This window comes from Williamsia sp., from assembly GCF_016462415.1.
Classification (GTDB): domain Bacteria; phylum Actinomycetota; class Actinomycetes; order Mycobacteriales; family Mycobacteriaceae; genus Williamsia_A.
In genome coordinates, this window is record NZ_JAEMTF010000012.1 from 22,922 (window position 1) to 40,236 (window position 17,315).

At 67.0% G+C, this 17,315-nt stretch carries 18 protein-coding genes and 1 pseudogene; 10 read left to right on the top strand and 9 right to left on the bottom strand.

Annotated elements, in window-relative coordinates:
* The first annotated feature begins 73 nt into the window (after nucleotides 1-73).
* The gene (locus JHC79_RS05075; protein WP_296388971.1) at nucleotides 74-949 is read left to right on the top strand and encodes a 3-methyladenine DNA glycosylase; all 876 of its coding nucleotides are present in this window, start codon (nucleotides 74-76) and stop codon (nucleotides 947-949) included.
* Between the two features lie 7 nt (nucleotides 950-956).
* On the opposite strand, the gene JHC79_RS05080 is transcribed toward JHC79_RS05075, so the two are convergent.
* The 5 genes from JHC79_RS05080 to ramB all read right to left on the bottom strand — a co-directional run bounded on the left by JHC79_RS05080 (nucleotide 957) and on the right by ramB (nucleotide 5,997).
* Nucleotides 957-1,832: a glycosyltransferase family 2 protein gene (locus tag JHC79_RS05080; protein WP_296388972.1), complete on the bottom strand. Its 876-nt coding sequence runs from the start codon at nucleotides 1,830-1,832 to the stop codon at nucleotides 957-959.
* 86 nt (nucleotides 1,833-1,918) lie between these two features.
* Nucleotides 1,919-3,169 carry a CdaR family transcriptional regulator gene (locus JHC79_RS05085; protein WP_296388973.1) on the bottom strand — a complete coding sequence of 417 codons (1,251 nt, stop codon included), beginning with the start codon at nucleotides 3,167-3,169 and terminating at the stop codon, nucleotides 1,919-1,921.
* Between the two features lie 119 nt (nucleotides 3,170-3,288).
* Nucleotides 3,289-3,921 carry a class I SAM-dependent methyltransferase gene (locus tag JHC79_RS05090; protein ID WP_296389075.1) on the bottom strand — a complete coding sequence of 211 codons (633 nt, stop codon included), beginning with the start codon at nucleotides 3,919-3,921 and terminating at the stop codon, nucleotides 3,289-3,291.
* A gap of 116 nt (nucleotides 3,922-4,037) precedes the next feature.
* Nucleotides 4,038-4,568 carry a carboxymuconolactone decarboxylase family protein gene (locus tag JHC79_RS05095; protein ID WP_296388975.1) on the bottom strand — a complete coding sequence of 177 codons (531 nt, stop codon included), beginning with the start codon at nucleotides 4,566-4,568 and terminating at the stop codon, nucleotides 4,038-4,040.
* Nucleotides 4,569-4,587: 19 nt separating this feature from the next.
* Nucleotides 4,588-5,997 (bottom strand): acetate metabolism transcriptional regulator RamB, encoded by a 1,410-nt coding sequence (ramB, locus tag JHC79_RS05100; RefSeq protein WP_296388977.1) that lies wholly within the window; start codon nucleotides 5,995-5,997, stop codon nucleotides 4,588-4,590.
* Between the two features lie 415 nt (nucleotides 5,998-6,412).
* On the opposite strand from ramB, the gene aceA reads away from it, so the two are divergent.
* From aceA to JHC79_RS23795, 3 genes and pseudogenes are all read left to right on the top strand, one after another.
* Nucleotides 6,413-7,708 (top strand): isocitrate lyase, encoded by a 1,296-nt coding sequence (gene aceA / locus JHC79_RS05105; protein ID WP_296388979.1) that lies wholly within the window; start codon nucleotides 6,413-6,415, stop codon nucleotides 7,706-7,708.
* Nucleotides 7,709-7,832: 124 nt separating this feature from the next.
* Nucleotides 7,833-8,705 carry a 3-hydroxybutyryl-CoA dehydrogenase gene (locus tag JHC79_RS05110; protein WP_296388980.1) on the top strand — a complete coding sequence of 291 codons (873 nt, stop codon included), beginning with the start codon at nucleotides 7,833-7,835 and terminating at the stop codon, nucleotides 8,703-8,705.
* A 70-nt stretch (nucleotides 8,706-8,775) separates the two neighbouring features.
* Nucleotides 8,776-9,360, top strand: a pseudogene (locus JHC79_RS23795) (rhomboid-like protein); the annotation flags it as partial.
* A 68-nt stretch (nucleotides 9,361-9,428) separates the two neighbouring features.
* Here JHC79_RS23795 and JHC79_RS05115 read toward each other — a convergent pair.
* Genes JHC79_RS05115 through JHC79_RS05130 form a run of 4 tightly spaced genes read right to left on the bottom strand, consistent with a single transcriptional unit; the run spans nucleotide 9,429 to nucleotide 12,296 of the window.
* Nucleotides 9,429-10,289, bottom strand: coding sequence for a polyphosphate kinase 2 family protein (locus JHC79_RS05115; RefSeq protein WP_296388983.1), 861 nt, complete (start codon nucleotides 10,287-10,289; stop codon nucleotides 9,429-9,431).
* 4 nt (nucleotides 10,290-10,293) lie between these two features.
* A complete protein-coding gene (locus JHC79_RS05120; protein WP_296388985.1) occupies nucleotides 10,294-11,133 on the bottom strand; it encodes an SDR family NAD(P)-dependent oxidoreductase in 840 nt (279 codons plus the stop codon).
* Nucleotides 11,130-11,477, bottom strand: a complete 348-nt coding sequence (locus JHC79_RS05125; protein WP_296388987.1) for a DUF4873 domain-containing protein — start codon at nucleotides 11,475-11,477, stop codon at nucleotides 11,130-11,132. Before JHC79_RS05125 ends, JHC79_RS05120 begins: the two co-directional genes overlap by 4 nt.
* 9 nt (nucleotides 11,478-11,486) lie before the next feature.
* Entirely contained in the window at nucleotides 11,487-12,296 is an 810-nt protein-coding gene (locus tag JHC79_RS05130; RefSeq protein WP_296388989.1) for a TetR/AcrR family transcriptional regulator, read from the bottom strand.
* 207 nt (nucleotides 12,297-12,503) lie between these two features.
* Here JHC79_RS05130 and JHC79_RS05135 point away from each other — a divergent pair, with 207 nt between their 5' ends.
* The 6 genes from JHC79_RS05135 to JHC79_RS05160 all read left to right on the top strand — a co-directional run bounded on the left by JHC79_RS05135 (nucleotide 12,504) and on the right by JHC79_RS05160 (nucleotide 17,305).
* Nucleotides 12,504-13,721 carry a DUF445 family protein gene (locus JHC79_RS05135; protein ID WP_296389077.1) on the top strand — a complete coding sequence of 406 codons (1,218 nt, stop codon included), beginning with the start codon at nucleotides 12,504-12,506 and terminating at the stop codon, nucleotides 13,719-13,721.
* 100 nt (nucleotides 13,722-13,821) lie between these two features.
* A complete protein-coding gene (locus tag JHC79_RS05140) occupies nucleotides 13,822-14,259 on the top strand; it encodes a helix-turn-helix transcriptional regulator (protein WP_296388991.1) in 438 nt (145 codons plus the stop codon).
* 77 nt (nucleotides 14,260-14,336) lie between these two features.
* Entirely contained in the window at nucleotides 14,337-15,008 is a 672-nt protein-coding gene (locus JHC79_RS05145; RefSeq protein ID WP_296388993.1) for a heparin-binding hemagglutinin, read from the top strand.
* 115 nt (nucleotides 15,009-15,123) lie between these two features.
* Nucleotides 15,124-15,435, top strand: a complete 312-nt coding sequence (locus tag JHC79_RS05150) for a DUF2516 family protein (protein WP_296388994.1) — start codon at nucleotides 15,124-15,126, stop codon at nucleotides 15,433-15,435.
* 124 nt (nucleotides 15,436-15,559) lie between these two features.
* Nucleotides 15,560-16,477, top strand: coding sequence for a diiron oxygenase (locus tag JHC79_RS05155; RefSeq protein WP_296388996.1), 918 nt, complete (start codon nucleotides 15,560-15,562; stop codon nucleotides 16,475-16,477).
* Nucleotides 16,478-16,522: 45 nt separating this feature from the next.
* A complete protein-coding gene (locus JHC79_RS05160) occupies nucleotides 16,523-17,305 on the top strand; it encodes a MerR family transcriptional regulator (protein WP_296388998.1) in 783 nt (260 codons plus the stop codon).
* The last annotated feature ends 10 nt before the right edge of the window (nucleotides 17,306-17,315 follow it).

Here is a 17,315-nt window from a genome sequence, read left to right on the forward strand (position 1 = left end):
GGCCACATGATCAACCTGTAGGACCGTTCGAGAGGCCTGTCGTTGGAGAGGCCTGCCGTTGGAGAGGCACAGTGTGGATGCCGAGCTGACCAGGGCTTGGACACCACCCTGGCCGCTCGACATCCGACGGACGCTGTCGTTGCACCGTCGCGGCGCGGGTGATCCGGCGTTCCGGTTCCGTACCGACGGCTCGGTATGGAAGACCTCGCACACGCCGGACGGTCCGGGCACGCTGGCCATCACCCGTCGCGACGGAGTGGTCACCGGTCACGGCTGGGGCCCGGGTGCGTCGTGGATGCTCGAGCACCTGCCTGGTCTGCTCGGGGCGGACGACGATCCCGACGCTCTCGTTGCGCAGGACGAGGTGGTCGCGGGGCTGATCAAGCGATCCGGGGGAGTACGTCTCGGCCGGACCGACCGCGTGTGGGAGGCGTTGGTGCCGGCGATCCTGGAGCAGAAGGTGGTCGGCCGGGAGGCGTTTCGGGCCTGGCGGCATCTGCTGATGCGCCACGGCACACCGGCTCCGGGTGCTCCGGACATGAGAGTGGCTCCACCGCAGCGCGATTGGCAGGACATCCCCAGTTGGGAATGGCATCGCAGCGGCGCCGAGCCGGTCCGGATGCGAACGATCCGCGGCGCGACCATGCTCGACGTCGAACGTCACCACACCCGACTGACGATGTTGCGCGGTGTCGGCCGGTGGACCGAGTCGGAGACACGGTGTCGCGCTCTCGGCGACCCCGACGTGGTCCCGGTCGGCGACTATCACGTCTGCCGGACCGTCGGGCAGACGTTGATCGGCCGCCCGGTCGACGACGCCGGCATGCTCGAACTGCTGAAACCGTATGCCGGACAGCGCTATCGGGTGGTCCGGCTGGCCGAGATGTTCGGTACCCGGGCCGAGCGGCACGGGGCGCGGATGTCGATCCGCGACTACCGCTCGATCTGACGACGGCTCAGTCGAGTCCCGCCTTGATCGGGGACTCGCGAACCTCGCGGTGCGACCTCAGGTGCTCGATGGAGAACCGCCCGGTCTGCGGATCCCACGCGCGGTTCGCGGGCAGCAGTACGGCCATTCGCACGAGGTTGACGGTGCCGGTGATCCAGGTCAGCAGGGCCATGCCGTTCTTCCCGTGCAGCCGATAGGTCCGCGCGCCGCACGCGACGTACCTCAGGAACTCGCGCGGACCGGTGAGCAACCGCCGACCGGACACGGTGGCATCCATGCCGGGGATGAGGACAAGGGTGAAGCCGGCCGCCTTGAGATGCAGGCTCCGATCGAGATCCTCGAAGACATCGCGCCGGTAGGACACCCTGTCCCGGATGGTCTCCCAGGCGCAGCGGCGGATGGCGGAATTGGCACCGCTCAGGGCGATCAGCGGTATCGGCCGCCCGGCCGCCAGTCGCGTGGCCGCGACGCGCTTGACCCTGTCCCAGCGGCGCTCGAAGTGTTTCTGGAACGGTAGATCGTGCATGATCATGGGCGCCCCGCCCGCGCTGATCTCGGCGTGATCGGCAAAGATCTGCTCGATCGCATCGGCCCAGCCGGCCGCGACCTGGGTGTCGGAGTCGATGCACGCGATCACGTCCTGCGACGCCTCGTCGAAGCCGGCGTAGCGGGCATACGAGACCCCCGCCTTCGTCTCATCGATCATCCGAACACGACTGTCACGCTGGGCGATATCGGCAACCAGGTCCGCGGTCGAATCAGTGCTGTTGTTGTTCACCACGATGATCTCGGCGACCGCCTCGCCCTGGCGGATCAGCCGTTCGAGACAGGCGACGATGCCGGCTTCCTCGTTGAAAGCGGGAAGCACTACCGAAATGGGCACCAGCGATTGTAAACAGAGGGAACAAACGGACCGGTCCGCCGGGACCGCAGTTGTCCGGATCGTCCGTTCACATCGCGGGTCGCCGATCAGGCGGGTGAGGGCAGGTGACCACGGCGTCCGGGTCGGCGCACGGTGTCGAAGGCGAGGATCGCCGACTGCGTCTGCGCAATGGCCTTGGGGCGGTTGAGGTCGAGGCCCAGTGCAGCGGCCACCCGGGTCATCCGGTTGTCGACGGTGTTCGGATGGACCGACAGCCGGCGGGCGGTCTCCCGGCGGTTCATCCCGCACGACATGTGCACCCGCAGGGTCTCGAGCAGCTCCGCACTGGCATCTTCCAGGGGATGGATGAGGGCGGCAAGCCGGTCGAGGGCGGGTCCGGGACGGGTGATCTGGTACTCGACGACGAGGTCGTCCATGGTGTACACGCCCGGTGGCCTGCCGATCGCCCGGGCGAGGTCGAGCAGTTCATCTGCACGCAGGGCCATGTCGGGGATGGACTCGGCGGTGCCCACAACCCGCGTCGCGGTGATCTCGGCGCCGACGGCGTGGCCCAACGCGGTCACCGCCTCTGCGGTGACGAGTCCGTGCGGCCCGTCAGCCGGCAGTACAACGGTTCCGCCGGCGTCGCTCAGCACCGACAACGCCTGATGCCCCAGTATCCGGCGGACCACCGAGTCCAGGGACCCGACGGTCGACGCGCCGGGGACGCTGCGTCCGTCGTCGTCGAGTACCCGCTCCTCGACGGCCAGGGCGATCACCTGGTAGCGGTCGGCCACCGCGAGGCCGACTCGGCGCGCACCGCCGATGTCGATCCGTCCGGCGAGCAGCGCCTCGCCGAAGGCCCGGCGTGACGACGCGGTGACCGCGCGGGTGTCGGTGACGGCGAACACCCCGGCGGCCTGGGTGGCGACGTCGGCGCGGACGTCGACGAGGAGTTTGATGTCGGTGGTGAACCTGCCGGTGCTGGCAGCGCGGTCGGCCAACGCTGTGAAGACGATGTCGAAACCACGGTCCAGCAGCGCCAACACTGACACGAGGTCCACCCCGTCCTGAGCCCACTCGGCGACCGTCTCGCCGAGTCGGACAAGGGGTTCGGGTCCGGTGCGCAGGTACCCCGACGGCCCCATGGCATCGGGCACGGTGGCCATCGCGGCCCGCATCGACGTCTCGACGAGCGCGTCGACGACGTGTGCGGACGCATCCGGCGTGGGAACACGATGTGAGGGGATGGTGGCCGCCGCGCGGTCGACGAGGTGATGGGCCAACGGCCTGAGGTCGGCCGCGGACTTCGGATCGCGCAGATATGCCCGGAATGTCTGGTGCAGTGCGTCGGTCATCGATGGCTCGCTCGACGTGCGTTCACGCGTGATCATGGCAGCTTCCCCCCGGATGCTCTGTGGACATGCCCCCCGGCATGAACCCACAGGCTAACCCACGTGACCGATCCGTCGCGTCGTTACCGAGACGTCGGGGCAGGTGATTTCCGGGCGGTGACGAACTGGCCCTGACCGGTGATGGTCTGCTCGATGTCGACCAGGCCGGCCGCGGCGAGTCGGTCGGTGATCTCGTGTCGGCCGAAGATCCGGAAACCGCTGACCCGGTTGAGGACACCGAGTCCGGGCGCCGCCGTGATGCGGGTGCGGACGGTGGTGAAGACCGCGACCTCGCCGCCGGGGGCGACGACACGGGCCAACTCGTCGACGACCGCGAACGGATCGGTGATCAGGTAGAGCGCGGCCAGACACGCGACGGTGTCGAAGGTGTTGTCGGCGAACGGCAGTGCGTGCGCATCCCCGCGCACGTATCCGGTGCGCTCCCCGCTGTTGTCGCGCACCGCCCGACCGAGCATCGGTGCGGAGAAGTCCACCCCGACACTGAGTCCGTCGCCGGTCAATCCGGCGGCGAAGCGGCGCGTGTAGTTGCCGGGACCGCAGGCGACGTCGAGGACCTTGCGGTCACCGGAGCGGCTGAGGTGGGTGGTCAGGGTGCGATCGTGCACGACCGTCGATGCGCCGCCCAGACTGAACAGGCGGGTGAACACAGGGCGCCACGCGCGCTCGTAGACCTCGGCGAACAGTGGGTTCTGCATGACCCGGAGACTGAGCGACGCTGCGGCCTCCGGCGGATCGAGGACGTCGAGGTACCCAGCGGAGTCGTCGCGGACGGGAACGGTCAGCAGGGCCCGGATCCGGTCGGTGGGCGCGGTCATCGGTCCCGCTGCACACGCAGGGTCCCCAGCGTGGTGGCCAACGAATCGTACTGTCCGACAAGCATGACCAGCCCGATCTGCTGCCGTTCGGACAGGTGCTCGGTGATCGTCTGCCACGTCCCGTCGGTGATGTCGCGGTCGGTGACGAGCTCGTCGACCGCGCGCAGGATCGCCGTGTCCCGAGGGGACCACCCGGCGTCGGGGCCGGCGACGATGCGTTCGACCATCGCGGCGTCGACCCCGGCGCGACGGCCGAGACGGATGTGGTGGTCCATCTCGTAGGCGGAGTCACGCAGGTGTGCGGTCCGCAGGATGACCATCTCGGTGTCGCGGCGCGACAGCGTCCCGAACGGCATGAGCCGGGCCGAGTAGTACAACCACCCGCGGAACAACCCGCCGGTGCGGCCGAGGGTGGAGAAGATGTGCATGTCGGGCAGACCCAGGGTGCGCGAGGCGATTCGGCAGAACGCCCAGTTGACGGGTCCGAGTTGCCGCAGGGTGCCAGGGGTGATGCGAGGTTCGGTCACGGGCTCGACGGTAGCCGAGTCACTCGATCAGGTACGGCGAGATGGTGCTGCGGTGCTCATCGATCTGCAGCGTCGCTCCGAGAGCGGGGAACGCGCGCTGGGCGCAGTTGACCCGCTCGCAGACTCGGCAGCCGGCACCGATCGGTGTCACCTGCGCCTGCGGACCGATCTCCAGGCCGTCTGCGTAGACCAGGCGCCCGGCGTGGCGCAGCTCGCATCCGAGACCGATGGCGAAGGTCTTGCCCGGCTGGCCGTAGCGGGCCGCGCGACGCTCCACCGTCCGCGCGACCCACAGGTAGGTGCGCCCGTCGGGCATCTGAGCGATCTGCGTGAGGATCTTGCCTGGCGAGGCGAAGGTCTCGTAGACGTTCCACAGCGGGCAGGTGCCGCCGCTCGACGAGAAGTGGAATCCGGTGGCGGACTGGCGCTTCGACATGTTGCCGGCGCGGTCGACCCGGACGAACGAGAACGGCACACCGCGCAGGTTCGGGCGTTGCAGCGTCGACAGCCGGTGGCAGACGGTCTCGTAGGACACCTGGTAGAACGCCGAGAGGCGCTCGATGTCGTAGCGGAAATCCTCGGCGGCACCGTGGAACTGGGCGTAGGGCAACACGGTGGCCGCGGCGAAGTAGTTGGCCAGGCCCAGCATCGCGAGACTGCGCGCCTCGTCGTTGGTGAAGTTGCCCTCGTCGGCCAACGAGTTCAGCAGGTCGCCGTACTCGAGGTAGGCGAGTTCGGCTGCGAGCTTGAAGGTCCGCTGGCCACCGGAGAGGTGACGCGAGATCTCGAGCCGGCGTGCGGTCGGGTCGAACCGGTGCAGGACGGTGTCGCCCATGTCGACGCGGCGCACCACTGACACCCCGTGCACCGTCTCGAGTCGGTTGTGGATCTCGCGGCGTACGTCGCCCGAGTGCATCCGCATCCGGTTGGTCAGTTCCTCGGCGGCGGTGTCGAGGTCGTGCAGGTAGTTGTGCCGCTGATAGAAGTAGTCGCGGACCTCTTCGTGGGGTGCGGTGATCGCGCCACGCATGCTGCCGTCGACGCGGTCGTCGGTCGCGGCCGCGAGCTGGTCGGTGGCGATTCGGTAGCGCCGGTGCAGGTTGACCATGGCGCGGGCGAGCTCGGGGTGGGCGCGGACCATGTCGGCGACCTCGGCCGATTCGGTGCCGCCGCCGACGTCGGGGTCCTGGAGCACCTCGTTCATCTCGGCGACCAGTCGCACGTTGTCCTGCGAGCTGAAGAACACCTCGTCGACGCCGAAGACCTCGCTGAGCTTGAGCAGCACCGGGTCGGTCAGCGGGCGGGCATCGTGCTCGAGCTGGTTGAGGTACGACGGCGAGATCGACAGCGTCTGGGCCAATGAGACCTGCGAGAGACCGCGCTCGGACCGCAGTTGCCGCAGCCGCGATCCCACGTAGGTCTTGCTCACCGTCTCAGGCTACGACGGGTTCGGTGTGTCGCGGTGCCGACGTCGGGGTCCGGGTTGTCGGACCTGAGATGTGATTGTCGTCACTGTGCGGCGGGTCCTCTCGGCCAGGACTCGTCGTGTGGCGCGCCGAATGCTCGCGTCGGGCCTTGCACGCCGCCCGTGTAAAAACGCAGTACGGGCGTACTTTTTCGCACTGCTCGGCACGGGGCTTCGCAGACCCAACTTTGCAAACTTCGCAAAAACCGTGCAAATGCTGGCCTGAATTGGCACTTGCGAGGTGTGGACCAGCACGTTTGTTCTGTGGCACTCTCGTTGCAGGCACCGCCCATCGGGCAGCACAGTTGCGAAGATGATTCGCACTCCATGAGGTGGTCCGCAAATCGCACGACGGAACAACGAAAGCGAAGTGGCGAACATGAGCACTGTCGGAAAGCCGAAGACCCCCGCCGAGATCCAGCAGGACTGGGACACCAACCCCCGCTGGAAGGGTGTCCAGCGTGACTACACCGCCGAGCAGGTGTCGGAGCTCCAGGGCACCGTCGTCGAGGAGCACACCCTCGCCCGCCGCGGCGCGGAGATCCTGTGGGACGGCGTCACCAAGGGTGACGGCAGCTACCTCAACTCGCTCGGTGCGCTCACCGGAAACCAGGCCGTGCAGCAGGTCCGCGCCGGTCTGAAGGCCGTGTACCTCTCCGGTTGGCAGGTCGCCGGTGATGCGAACCTGTCCGGTCACACCTACCCCGACCAGTCGCTGTACCCGGCGAACTCGGTCCCGACCGTGGTCCGTCGCATCAACAACGCGCTGCTGCGCGCCGACGAGGTCGCCGCTGTCGAGGGTGACAAGTCCGTCGACAACTGGCTCGTCCCGATCGTCGCCGACGGTGAGGCCGGCTTCGGTGGCGCACTCAACGTCTACGAGCTGCAGAAGGCGCTCATCGCCGCCGGTGCCGCCGGCACCCACTGGGAGGACCAGCTGGCGTCGGAGAAGAAGTGTGGCCACCTCGGTGGCAAGGTGCTCATCCCCACCCAGCAGCACATCCGCACCCTGAACTCGGCTCGTCTGGCCGCCGACGTCGCGAACGTGCCCACCGTGGTCATCGCCCGCACCGACGCCGAGGCCGCCACGCTCATCACCTCCGACGTCGACGACCGCGACAAGCAGTTCGTCACCGGCGAGCGCACCGCCGAGGGTTACTACAACGTCAAGAACGGCATCGAGCCCTGCATCGCGCGTGCGAAGTCCTACGCGCCGTACGCCGACCTGATCTGGATGGAGACCGGCACCCCCGATCTCCAGCTGGCCCGCAAGTTCTCCGAGGCGGTCAAGGCCGACTTCCCCGACCAGCTGCTGGCCTACAACTGCAGCCCGTCGTTCAACTGGTCGCAGCACCTGGACGACGAGACCATCGCGAAGTTCCAGAAGGAACTCGGCGCCATGGGCTTCACGTTCCAGTTCATCACGCTGGCCGGTTTCCACTCGCTCAACTACGGCATGTTCGATCTGGCCCACGGCTACGCCCGCAACGGCATGACCGCGTTCGTCGACCTGCAGAACCGCGAGTTCAAGGCCGCCGAGGAGCGTGGCTTCACCGCCGTCAAGCACCAGCGTGAGGTCGGCGCCGGTTACTTCGACCGCATCGCCACCACCGTCGACCCCAACACGTCGACCGCAGCACTGAAGGGCTCCACCGAGGAAGGCCAGTTCCACTAGGAAGTGACTCTCCCAGCATGACCGGACCGGGGTGGGCGCGACGACTGTCGTGCCCACCCCGGACCTGTATTCACATACTTGTTCAACAGCACGAACAGCTTTCGAGTCGAGGAGCCTGAAGTACATGGCAAACGAGAAGATTTCGCGGGTCGGTGTCATCGGCGCCGGTCAGATGGGCGCAGGCATTGCCGAGGTGTGTGCACGTGCCCACGCCGACGTCCTGGTGTACGAGAACACCCCCGAACTGGTCGCCGCCGGTCGTGACCGGATCCTCAAGTCGCTCGACCGCGGCGTGAGCAGCGGCAAGTTGACCGAGCGCGAACGCGAACAGGCCACCGACAACCTGCGTTTCACCTCCGACCTCGCCGACTTCGCCGATCGTCAGATCGTGTGTGAGGCCATCATCGAGGACGAGACGATCAAGACGAAGGTCTTCGCCGAGCTCGACAAGGTCGTCACCGACCCCGACGCCGTGCTCGCGTCGAACACCTCCTCGATCCCGATCACGCGACTCGGTGTGGCCACCGCCAACCCCGAACGCGTCATCGGCATGCACTTCTTCAACCCCGTTCCGGTGCTGCCGCTGGTCGAGCTGATCACCAGCCTCGCGACGTCGGACGCGGTGTCGGCGCGCGCCGAGCAGTTCGCCGGGGAGATCCTGGGCAAGCAGGTCGTGCGCTCGGCCGACCGCTCGGGCTTCATCGTCAACGCTCTCCTGGTTCCGTACCTGCTGTCGGCGATCCGCATGGTGGAGAGCGGTTTCGCCACCGCAGAGGACGTCGACAAGGGCATGGTCCTCGGGTGTGCGCACCCGATGGGTCCGCTCAAGCTCACCGACCTCGTCGGCCTCGACACCGTGAAGTCGATCGCCGACAAGATGTTCGACGAGTACAAGGAGCCGCTGTACGCACCGCCGCCGCTGCTGCTGCGCCTGGTCGAGGCCGGTCGTCTCGGCAAGAAGTCGGGACACGGCTTCTACGAGTACGCGAAGAAGTAGCCGCAGACGCTCAGCGACCTCCCAGCCGGGAGGGAGCCGATCCGCAGTCGGGCCCGGCAGTGTCGACTGCATGGACCTGGGCAGATCGGTGTGGAAGCACTTCGCCCACGCACCGCTGACCACCGCGTGGTTGCTGGTCCTGCTGATCACCACGATCGTGCAGCACACGGTGTCGGCGACGACGGTGTCGAGGTGGTTGGCCGAGTCGTCGACCGACCTGGTGCACCTGTCGCGTGAGCCGCTGTCGGTGCTGGCGTCGAGCCTCGTCTGGCTCGACGGCGCCTACTGGCTCCCGTACGCGGTGTTCTTCGGCGTCCTGCTCGTTCCGACCGAGCGCTGGCTGGGGGCGCGCCGTTGGCTGATGGTCGGGGTGGCCGGCCATGTGCTGGCCACCTACATCAGCCAGGGTGCGCTCTGGCTGGCGATCTACGCCGGGTCGGCCGGTTCGTCGGAGATGTCGATGCGTGACGTCGGCGTCAGCTACTTCATGTTCGCCATCATGGGCGTGCTCGCCTACCGCTTCACCGGGCGGTGGCGGACGGTCTACATCGCGGTCATCGTGACCTGTTGTGCGACACCGCTGATCCTCGATGTCGGTGTCACCAACCTCGGGCACCTCTCGGCGGTCCTCATCGGGCTCGCCTGTTACCCGCTGACCCGCGGTGTCGTCGGATCGTCAGCAGAGTTTCCCGCTCACCGGGAAAGTCTGCTGACCATTCCGCGTCAGCTCTTGGCGAGGCGCTTCTTCTCGTGTTCGACATCGAAATCGGGGTCCGGCCACTCGAGGTCCATGGCCTCCAGCGCGTCGATCAGCAGTTCCGTGATGGACAACCGCGCGAACCACTTACGGTCCGCGGGGATGACGTACCAGGGTGCGTCGTCGTTGTCGGTGCGGTCGAGGACGACCTGGTAGGCCTCCTGGTACGCCGACCAGAACCCGCGCTCGTCGATGTCGGAGGGGTTGTACTTCCAGTACTTGTCCGGGCGGTTGAGTCGTTTCGTCAGCCGCTTGCGTTGCTCGCCCGGCGAGATGTGCAGCATCGCCTTGATGACGGTGGTCCCCTCCGCCACGAGCTCGCGCTCGAAATCGTTGATGACCTCGTACCGTGCCTGCCACTGTGACTCGGGCACCAGTTCGTGGACTCGCACCGCCAGGACGTCCTCGTAGTGCGACCGGTCGAACACGCCGATCTGACCGGGCAGCGGCAACTTCTTGCGTATGCGCCACAGGAAATCGTGGGCGAGTTCTTCCTCGGTGGGCTTGCCGAACGTCGCGTGTGAGACGCCCTGCGGGTCGACCATGCCCACGACGTGCCGGACGATGCCACCCTTTCCGGACGTGTCCATGCCCTGCAGCACCAGCAGGATCGAGCGTCGGTCGCCGCTGCGCCCGTGGGCGTACAACCGCTCCTGCAGGGCCGCGAGAACCTCGCCGCGCTCCTTGAGCAACGCCTTGCCGTCCGACTTGTAACCCTTGAAACCCGGTGTGTCGCGGGGGTCGATGTCGGCCAGAGGGCCTATCGAGGACGCGCGCAGAGTGGTCGTGGGGGCTGCCGGCGGATCGGCGTCTGTCGATGAGGCCATCGAGTCAACGTACCGGTCCGAACATCCCGCCACCGCCGAATGCCTCGCGATGCGAGTCCGGCCGGCTGCCGTTGTCGTTGGTGAGGCCGTAGCCGGCGCCCAACTCCGCGCTGACGAGGGTGGCGCCGTTGTGTGTCGCCAGGTCGGGATCGGTGGCCAGCGCGTCGATCACGCGTCCGACGAACGTCGGGTCCTCCGCGCGTTCGAGCGAGAACCCGGCGAACTCGTCGACGCCCAGGGACATGAGCAGTTCGGTGCGGATGAGGCCGAGCCACAGGCTGATCGCCGACACCCCGGTGCCCTCGAGCTCGTGGCCCATGTCGAACGCCATCTTGTCCAGCGCGGTCTTGCTCATCCCGTAGAGCACCGAGTGCAGGTGGCCGCGCGACCCGAACGACGAGATGTTCACCAGCAACCCCGAGCCCTGCGGCACCATGATCTGCGCGGCGTGCACCGACGCGACGTAGTGCGCCCGCAGACCCACCTCGATCAGGGTGTCCCAGTCCGAGATCGGCCGTTGCCAGAAGGTGTCGCTGAATCCGCCGAACCCCCGCGGCGCGGCCCAGACGTTGTTGACGAGCAGATCCAACCGTGATTCGTCGGAGCGGATCCGGGTGAAGACCTCGGCCACCTGATCGTCGTCGATGTGATCGCAGGTCACCGCGTGTGCGCGCCCGCCCGCGTCCCGGATGTCGGCCGCGACCCGGCCGAGGGGCTCGTCGGCGTCGGTTCCGCCGCGGCCGGTGAGGTAGACCGTCCACCCGGCTGCGCCCAGTGCGGTGGCGACACCGCGGCCCACGCCGCGGCTGCCGCCGGTCACCAGGGCAACCCGGTGGTCGGTCACCGGTCCACGTCGTCGGGCAGCTGCGCGAACGGGGGAGCGCCCACCCCGGTCACGACATGGCCGCCGAAGGCGTCCTGTGCGGCGAGCAGTCCGTCGCCGGCACCGCGAGGGGTCGCGATGTGGACCTCGGTGCCGTCGGTCACCGGTGGATCGTTCGGGTCGGACGCCGCGGTCAACCCGCGAATACGGCCCTGCCACACGAACTTCCCGCCGATGGGGTCGAAGTGACCGACCAGCTGCACGGAGACCTCGACCGGCCGACGCCCCGTGACGGTCACCGTGGCGGGGCCGGAGTAACTCCCCGCATCGTCGTCGTCGTGGCCGGACTCATCGGCATCGCTCATGCAAGGAGACTAGCCATCGGCCGATCGTTCGGGTGCCGCGTCGGAGGGAAAGTGCGGGAGCGGGTGTTCCTGCGCGATGAACAGCTCCGCGGACCCGCCGACCTCGGTGATGCCCACGAACGAGGTCCACACCAGCATCGTGAGGTGGTTGATGAGCGCCTCCTGGGACAGGCGTCGCTCCACCATCCACCAGTGGGTTGCCAACTGCACCCCGCCGACGAGGGCGTACGCCCAGGTCTCGAACCCGCTGGTGTCGAGGTCGCGGTCGGACAACCGATCGGTCATCGCGTAGGCCACCACCTGGGCGATGAGCTTCTCGGAATCGGCGAGGACCTTCGGGCTGGCGTAGTTCGAACTGGTGACGAACGCGTAGATCTCCGGCTCGTCGGAGATCGTCTGCACATAGACCGAGATGACCCCGCGGGTCATCGTGAACTCGTCGACGTCCTCCACGAGGGTCTCGGTGAGTCGTGGCAGCAGCGTGATCTCGATGAACCGAACCATCGCGGCGGTGTTCAGGTCGTTCTTGTCGGTGAAGTACCGGTAGAGGACGGTCTTCGACACCCCGATGTGGGCGGCGATCTCGTCCATCCCCACATCGGCCCCGAGCACCCGCACCGCCTCGAGGGTCCCGTCGACCAACTCGGTGCGCCGCTCCTCCTTGTGCTGCTGCCACCGCTGCTTTCGACCGTCGGTCTTGGTGCCGTTCGCCTCGGCGGGGGCCGTGGCGCGCAGTGCCGCCTCCAGCCCCTTCGTCGCGTGCGCGGCCGCGGCCACGGCAGCGCGAGCGGCAGCGGCTGTGGTGTGGCGGGCTGGCATGACACAACAGTATCGCTGGTCACGATGGTCGACGACGTTGCTGCCGCGGTGACTACGGATGGGGCGGATTCGGGTAAGACTGGACGAGTGAATACGACCCCCGTCCAGGAGCGCGACACCGCCGTGTCGCCCCCGTCGTCGAGCTCGCTCGGCGGCCTCAGCGGCGGCACCGCCGCCGACGACGAACGCCGCCGTTCGTTGCGCAAGATGAAGATCGTGGCGACCGGGCTGCTGGTGTTCGCCGCGTGCGTCTACCTGTTCACCCGGTGGCTCGAGGACCGCGGCGGTGACGACACCGCGGGCTGGGTGGCCTACGTCCGGGCGGCATCCGAGGCGGGTATGGTCGGCGCTCTCGCCGACTGGTTCGCCGTCACCGCCCTGTTCCGCCAACCCCTCGGACTGCCGATCCCGCACACCGCTCTCATCCGTCGCAAGAAGGATCAGATCGGGGAGCAGCTCGGCGATTTCGTCGAACAGAACTTCATGACCCCGTCGGTGATCGAGGGACAGGTCTCGAAGCTGGAGCTGCCGCAGCGCGTCTCGCGGTGGCTGGCCGATCCGAAGAACTCGCCCCGGGTCAGCGCGGAGGCGTCCCGCGCCATCGGACTCGCCGGGGAGATGCTGCAGGACGACGACATCGAGCAGTTCATCGTCGCCGGCATGCGCTGGATGGCCGAGCCGCAGTGGGGCCCGCCTGCCGGCCGGGTGCTGGAGTCGCTCATCGAGGAGAACCGGCTCGCGCCGGTCATCCAGATGCTGTGCGACCGCGCGCACGACTGGGCGCTGGGCAGCCAGGGCCTGATCGACAAGGTCATCGACAAGGACGGGCCCACGTGGGCGCCGAAGTTCCTCAATGCCGTGGTGGGCGAGAGGATCCACCGCGAACTCGTCGACTACACCGACAAGGTGCGCACCGATCCCGACCACGACATCCGTCGGGCGATGAACGAGTTCCTCGAACAGTTCGCCCAGGACCTGCAGCACGACCCGGAGACCATCGCCCGGCTCGAGCAGATCAAGGAGGAGTTCATCGGACGCGACGAGGTCGCGGGCGCGGCATCGACGGCGTGGCGTTCGGCGAAAGCGGTGCTGGGCCAGGCCCTCGACGACCCCGACAGCACCCTGCGATCCAACCTCGCCGAGGCCGTCATCAAGGTCGCGACACGCGTCAGCAACGACGAGCCGCTGCAGGCCAAGATGAACATGTGGACCGTCCGAGTCGCCCGCCACGTCGCGAACAACTATGCGACCGAGATCGTTTCGGTGATCACCGAGACCGTTCGCGGGTGGGACGCCGAGGACACCAGCCGCAAGATCGAGCTCCAGGTCGGTCGCGATCTGCAGTTCATCCGTATCAACGGCACGGTCGTGGGCTCGCTCGCGGGCCTCGCGATCTACACGGTGTCGGTGCTGCTGTTCTCCTGAAATGTGGCGTCGACCACTAATCAGGGGGAAAATTAGCTGAGTGCTTGCATTTGCTAGCACTCATGCGAATACTGGCGATCGGAACCAGAGGAGGTCACCGATGAAGCCAGAGGCGGTTGATCCCTCGGAGAACGCGTCAGATGACGCCGACCTCGAGGACGCAGCCAGTCGAGCGGTCGCAGGCGTTGCCAGTGCCGCACTGGACATCGGTGGATTCATCCGGTCTCAGCGGGTCGCCGCGGAGGTGTCGCTCCGCCAGTTGGCGGAGCGCGCAGGCGTGAGCAACCCGTATCTCAGTCAGATCGAACGAGGGCTGCGCAAGCCCTCCGCCGATGTGCTGGCGCAGATCGCCAAGGGTCTGCGCGTGTCGGCCGAAGTGCTCTATGTGCGCGCCGGCATTCTCGAAGAACGCCCAGCCAGCCCTGTGCGCGACGCGCTGCTCGTCGATTCGGCGATCAGTGAGCGACAGAAGCAGATGCTGCTGGAGATCTACGAGTCGTTCTGCAGAGAGAACAGCTCGGACTCCGCGAAGTCCTAGCAGCACATGGTTATTCGAGAATCATCGGTCGCGACCACCGCGCCGACATCACCAGATCAGTCAAATGAGGAGACAGCATGAGCAAGTCAGATCGTAAGATCACCACCCCGATCTTCGCCGCCGTCGGCGCGGGCGACCTCGCCCTGCAGCAGGTCAACGAGGTCCTCAGCCAGCTCCGTGAGCGCACCGAGGCGGCTGCCGAGACCGCGCAGACCCGCATCGAAGAGACCCGTGAGCGCCTGAACTCGCTGCCCGAGGACGTCCCGGCCGGCATCGACGAGCTGCGTACCCGCTTCACCCAGGAGGAGCTGCGCAAGGTCGCCGAGGCCTACATCGAGGTCGCCACCGGCATCTACAACTCGCTCGCCGAGCGCGGCGAGGAGACCGTCGAGCGCCTGCGTCAGCAGCCTGAGTTCCAGGAGAACGTGTCGAAGGCCGAGAAGGCCTACAACGACGCGATCGACCTGACCGAGGACGCGCTGGGCACCATCTCGTCGCAGACCAAGGCCGTCGGTGAGCGTGCCGCCAAGCTCGCGAACCTCGCCTCGGGCAAGGTCGCCGGCGCCGCAGGCACCGTCGAGGCCAAGGGCCGTGGCGCCAAGGACTCGCCGGCCAAGAAGCTCGAGGAGCTGAAGAACGAGCCGGTCACCGCGAAGAAGGCGCCGGCCAAGAAGGCGCCCGCGAAGAAGGCTCCGGCCAAGAAGGCCACCCCGGCCAAGAAGGCTCCGGCCAAGAAGGCTGCGAAGTAAGACCCTCGCACCCGCTCGACCCCGTGCCCCCGCGACTCCACGAGTTGCGGGGGCATCGTCGTGTCCGGTCATCGCGGACGCCGGCATCCGCCGATGTCCGATATAGACTGCGCGCGTGAACTTCGTCTCCGTACTCGACTACTCCCGCAGCTTCTTCGTGCTGATCCTCACCGTGATCGCCGGTGTGGCGGCGGTGGTCGCACTCATCCACGCCGCGATCCAACGTCCCGATGCGTTCCCGGCCGTCGACCGTCAGAGCAAGGTGATCTGGGTCAGCATCCTCGTGGTCGCGACCCTGTTCCTCTGGCTGTTCGGACTCCTCGGCATCTTCGGCATCATCGGGATCGTCGCGGTGCTGGTCTACCTGGTCGACGTCCGCCCCCGCGTCGACTCCGTCCAGAACAAGAAGTGGTTCCGCAAGGTCTGAGCGCGTCGATATGACAATGTTCGTTGTCGGAAAACCTTGACATCGAGCAGTGTCATGTTGCATCGTTGATTGACAAGGTTTTTGTCGTCGACGACGGGTCATCCGGCCCGCATAGGAGTGCACGATGACCATCGCAGAACCGCTCACCCGGCTCGACAAGGTACTCGACCGCCAGGATGTTGCGCGTCGCCTGCTCGCGTCGTCGGCACGTAAGTCCTACGACCCGCTGATCGAGGTCGACTGGGATGCCCCGATCGATCACGAGAGCTTCTACGGGATGACCCCCGAATGGTGCAGCCTCTACGGCACCGAGATGTGGGATCAGATGACCGAGAAGCAGCGGATCACGCTCACCGAGCACGAGGCCGCCAGCATCAGCGCAACCGGCATCTGGTTCGAGGTCATCCTCATGCAGATGCTCATCCGCGACGCCTACAAGCAGGATCCCGCGTCGCCGCACTTCCAGTTCGCGCTGACCGAGATCGCCGACGAGTGCCGCCACTCGACGATGTTCGCCAAGGCGGCCGACTACTTCGGCATCCCCAACTACGAGCGCCCGAAGTGGATCAACTTCCTCAGCCGGCCGTTCAAGGCGCTGGCCTCGGGATCGCTCGCCTTCGGTGGCACGCTCGCCGCCGAGGAGATCCTCGACATGATGCAGCGCGATTTCATGAAGGATCCGCGCGTCCAGCCGGTCACCCGCACCGTCAGCAAGATCCACGTCCTCGAAGAGGCGCGCCACATCCGCTTCGCCCGCGAGGAGACCGTCCGCATCGCGGCGCAGATGAGCCCCATCCGTCGTCACATGACCCGCCTGATGCTGGCCATCACCGTCTACATGGTGGTGTTCTGCCTGGTCAACCCCAAGGTCTACGAGGCGGCCGGGCTGGACAAGAAGGCTGCCGTCAAGGCCGCGCGGACCAACACGTTCTACAACGACCGCAAGCGCAACGGGTGCGCCAAGACCGTGTCCTTCCTCGACGAATGCGGTCTCATCGGCGGTCCCGGCACGTTCCTGCTGCGCCGCGGCGCGATCATCTGATCGCCGCGTACGAGAACGCGCGACGTGCGCGGATAGAATCGGCCGGTGGCTGAATACCGGATCAACGAGCTTGCCGACATCTCGGGTGTCAGTGTCCGAAACATCCGGGTGTACCAGGATCGTGGTCTGCTGCCATCTCCCAAGATCAAGGGGCGGACCGGGTGGTACTCGCAGGAGCATCTCGTTCGACTGAACCTCATCTCGAAGCTGCTCGACCGCGGGTACACGTTCGCGACGATCAGCGAGTTGCTCCTGGCCGCGCACTACGGGATGAAGGTCGAGCACGTCCTCGACGGCGAGCCCAAGGGGGGCCGGTGGCGGACCTTCAAGCGGGCGGCGACGATCACCATGACCGAACTGCGCCGCACCATCGGGGCCACCGACACCACCATCGCCATGAGTCAGCGACTGGGCTTGCTGGCCAAGGAGGGTGCGCAGTACGCGATCAAGAGCCCGGAACTCCTCGAGGGAGCCGAGGTGTTGGTGAAGGCGGGAATCGATCTCGAGTCGTTGCTGCGCAAGTGGGAGCGGGTGCAGAACGACCTCGACGACGTGGCCGACAGCTTCGTCGCGATCATCACCGACAAGTACTTCGGCGAGGACGGCCAACTGCTCGACCTCGAGGAGAAAGAGGTCGCGAAGGCCGCCCACCTCATCCGGACGGTACGGCCGATGGCGCACGAGATCGTGCAGTCGGCTTTCCGCCGCGCCCTCGATCGGAAGATCTCGATCGCGATCGGCGAGGCGTCGGAGATACTCGAGGGCGACCCCGGCGAGTTCGATCAGATCGACATCGCGCCTGACGGCAGCGGAACCCAGACCACCTGACGAGAGGCCC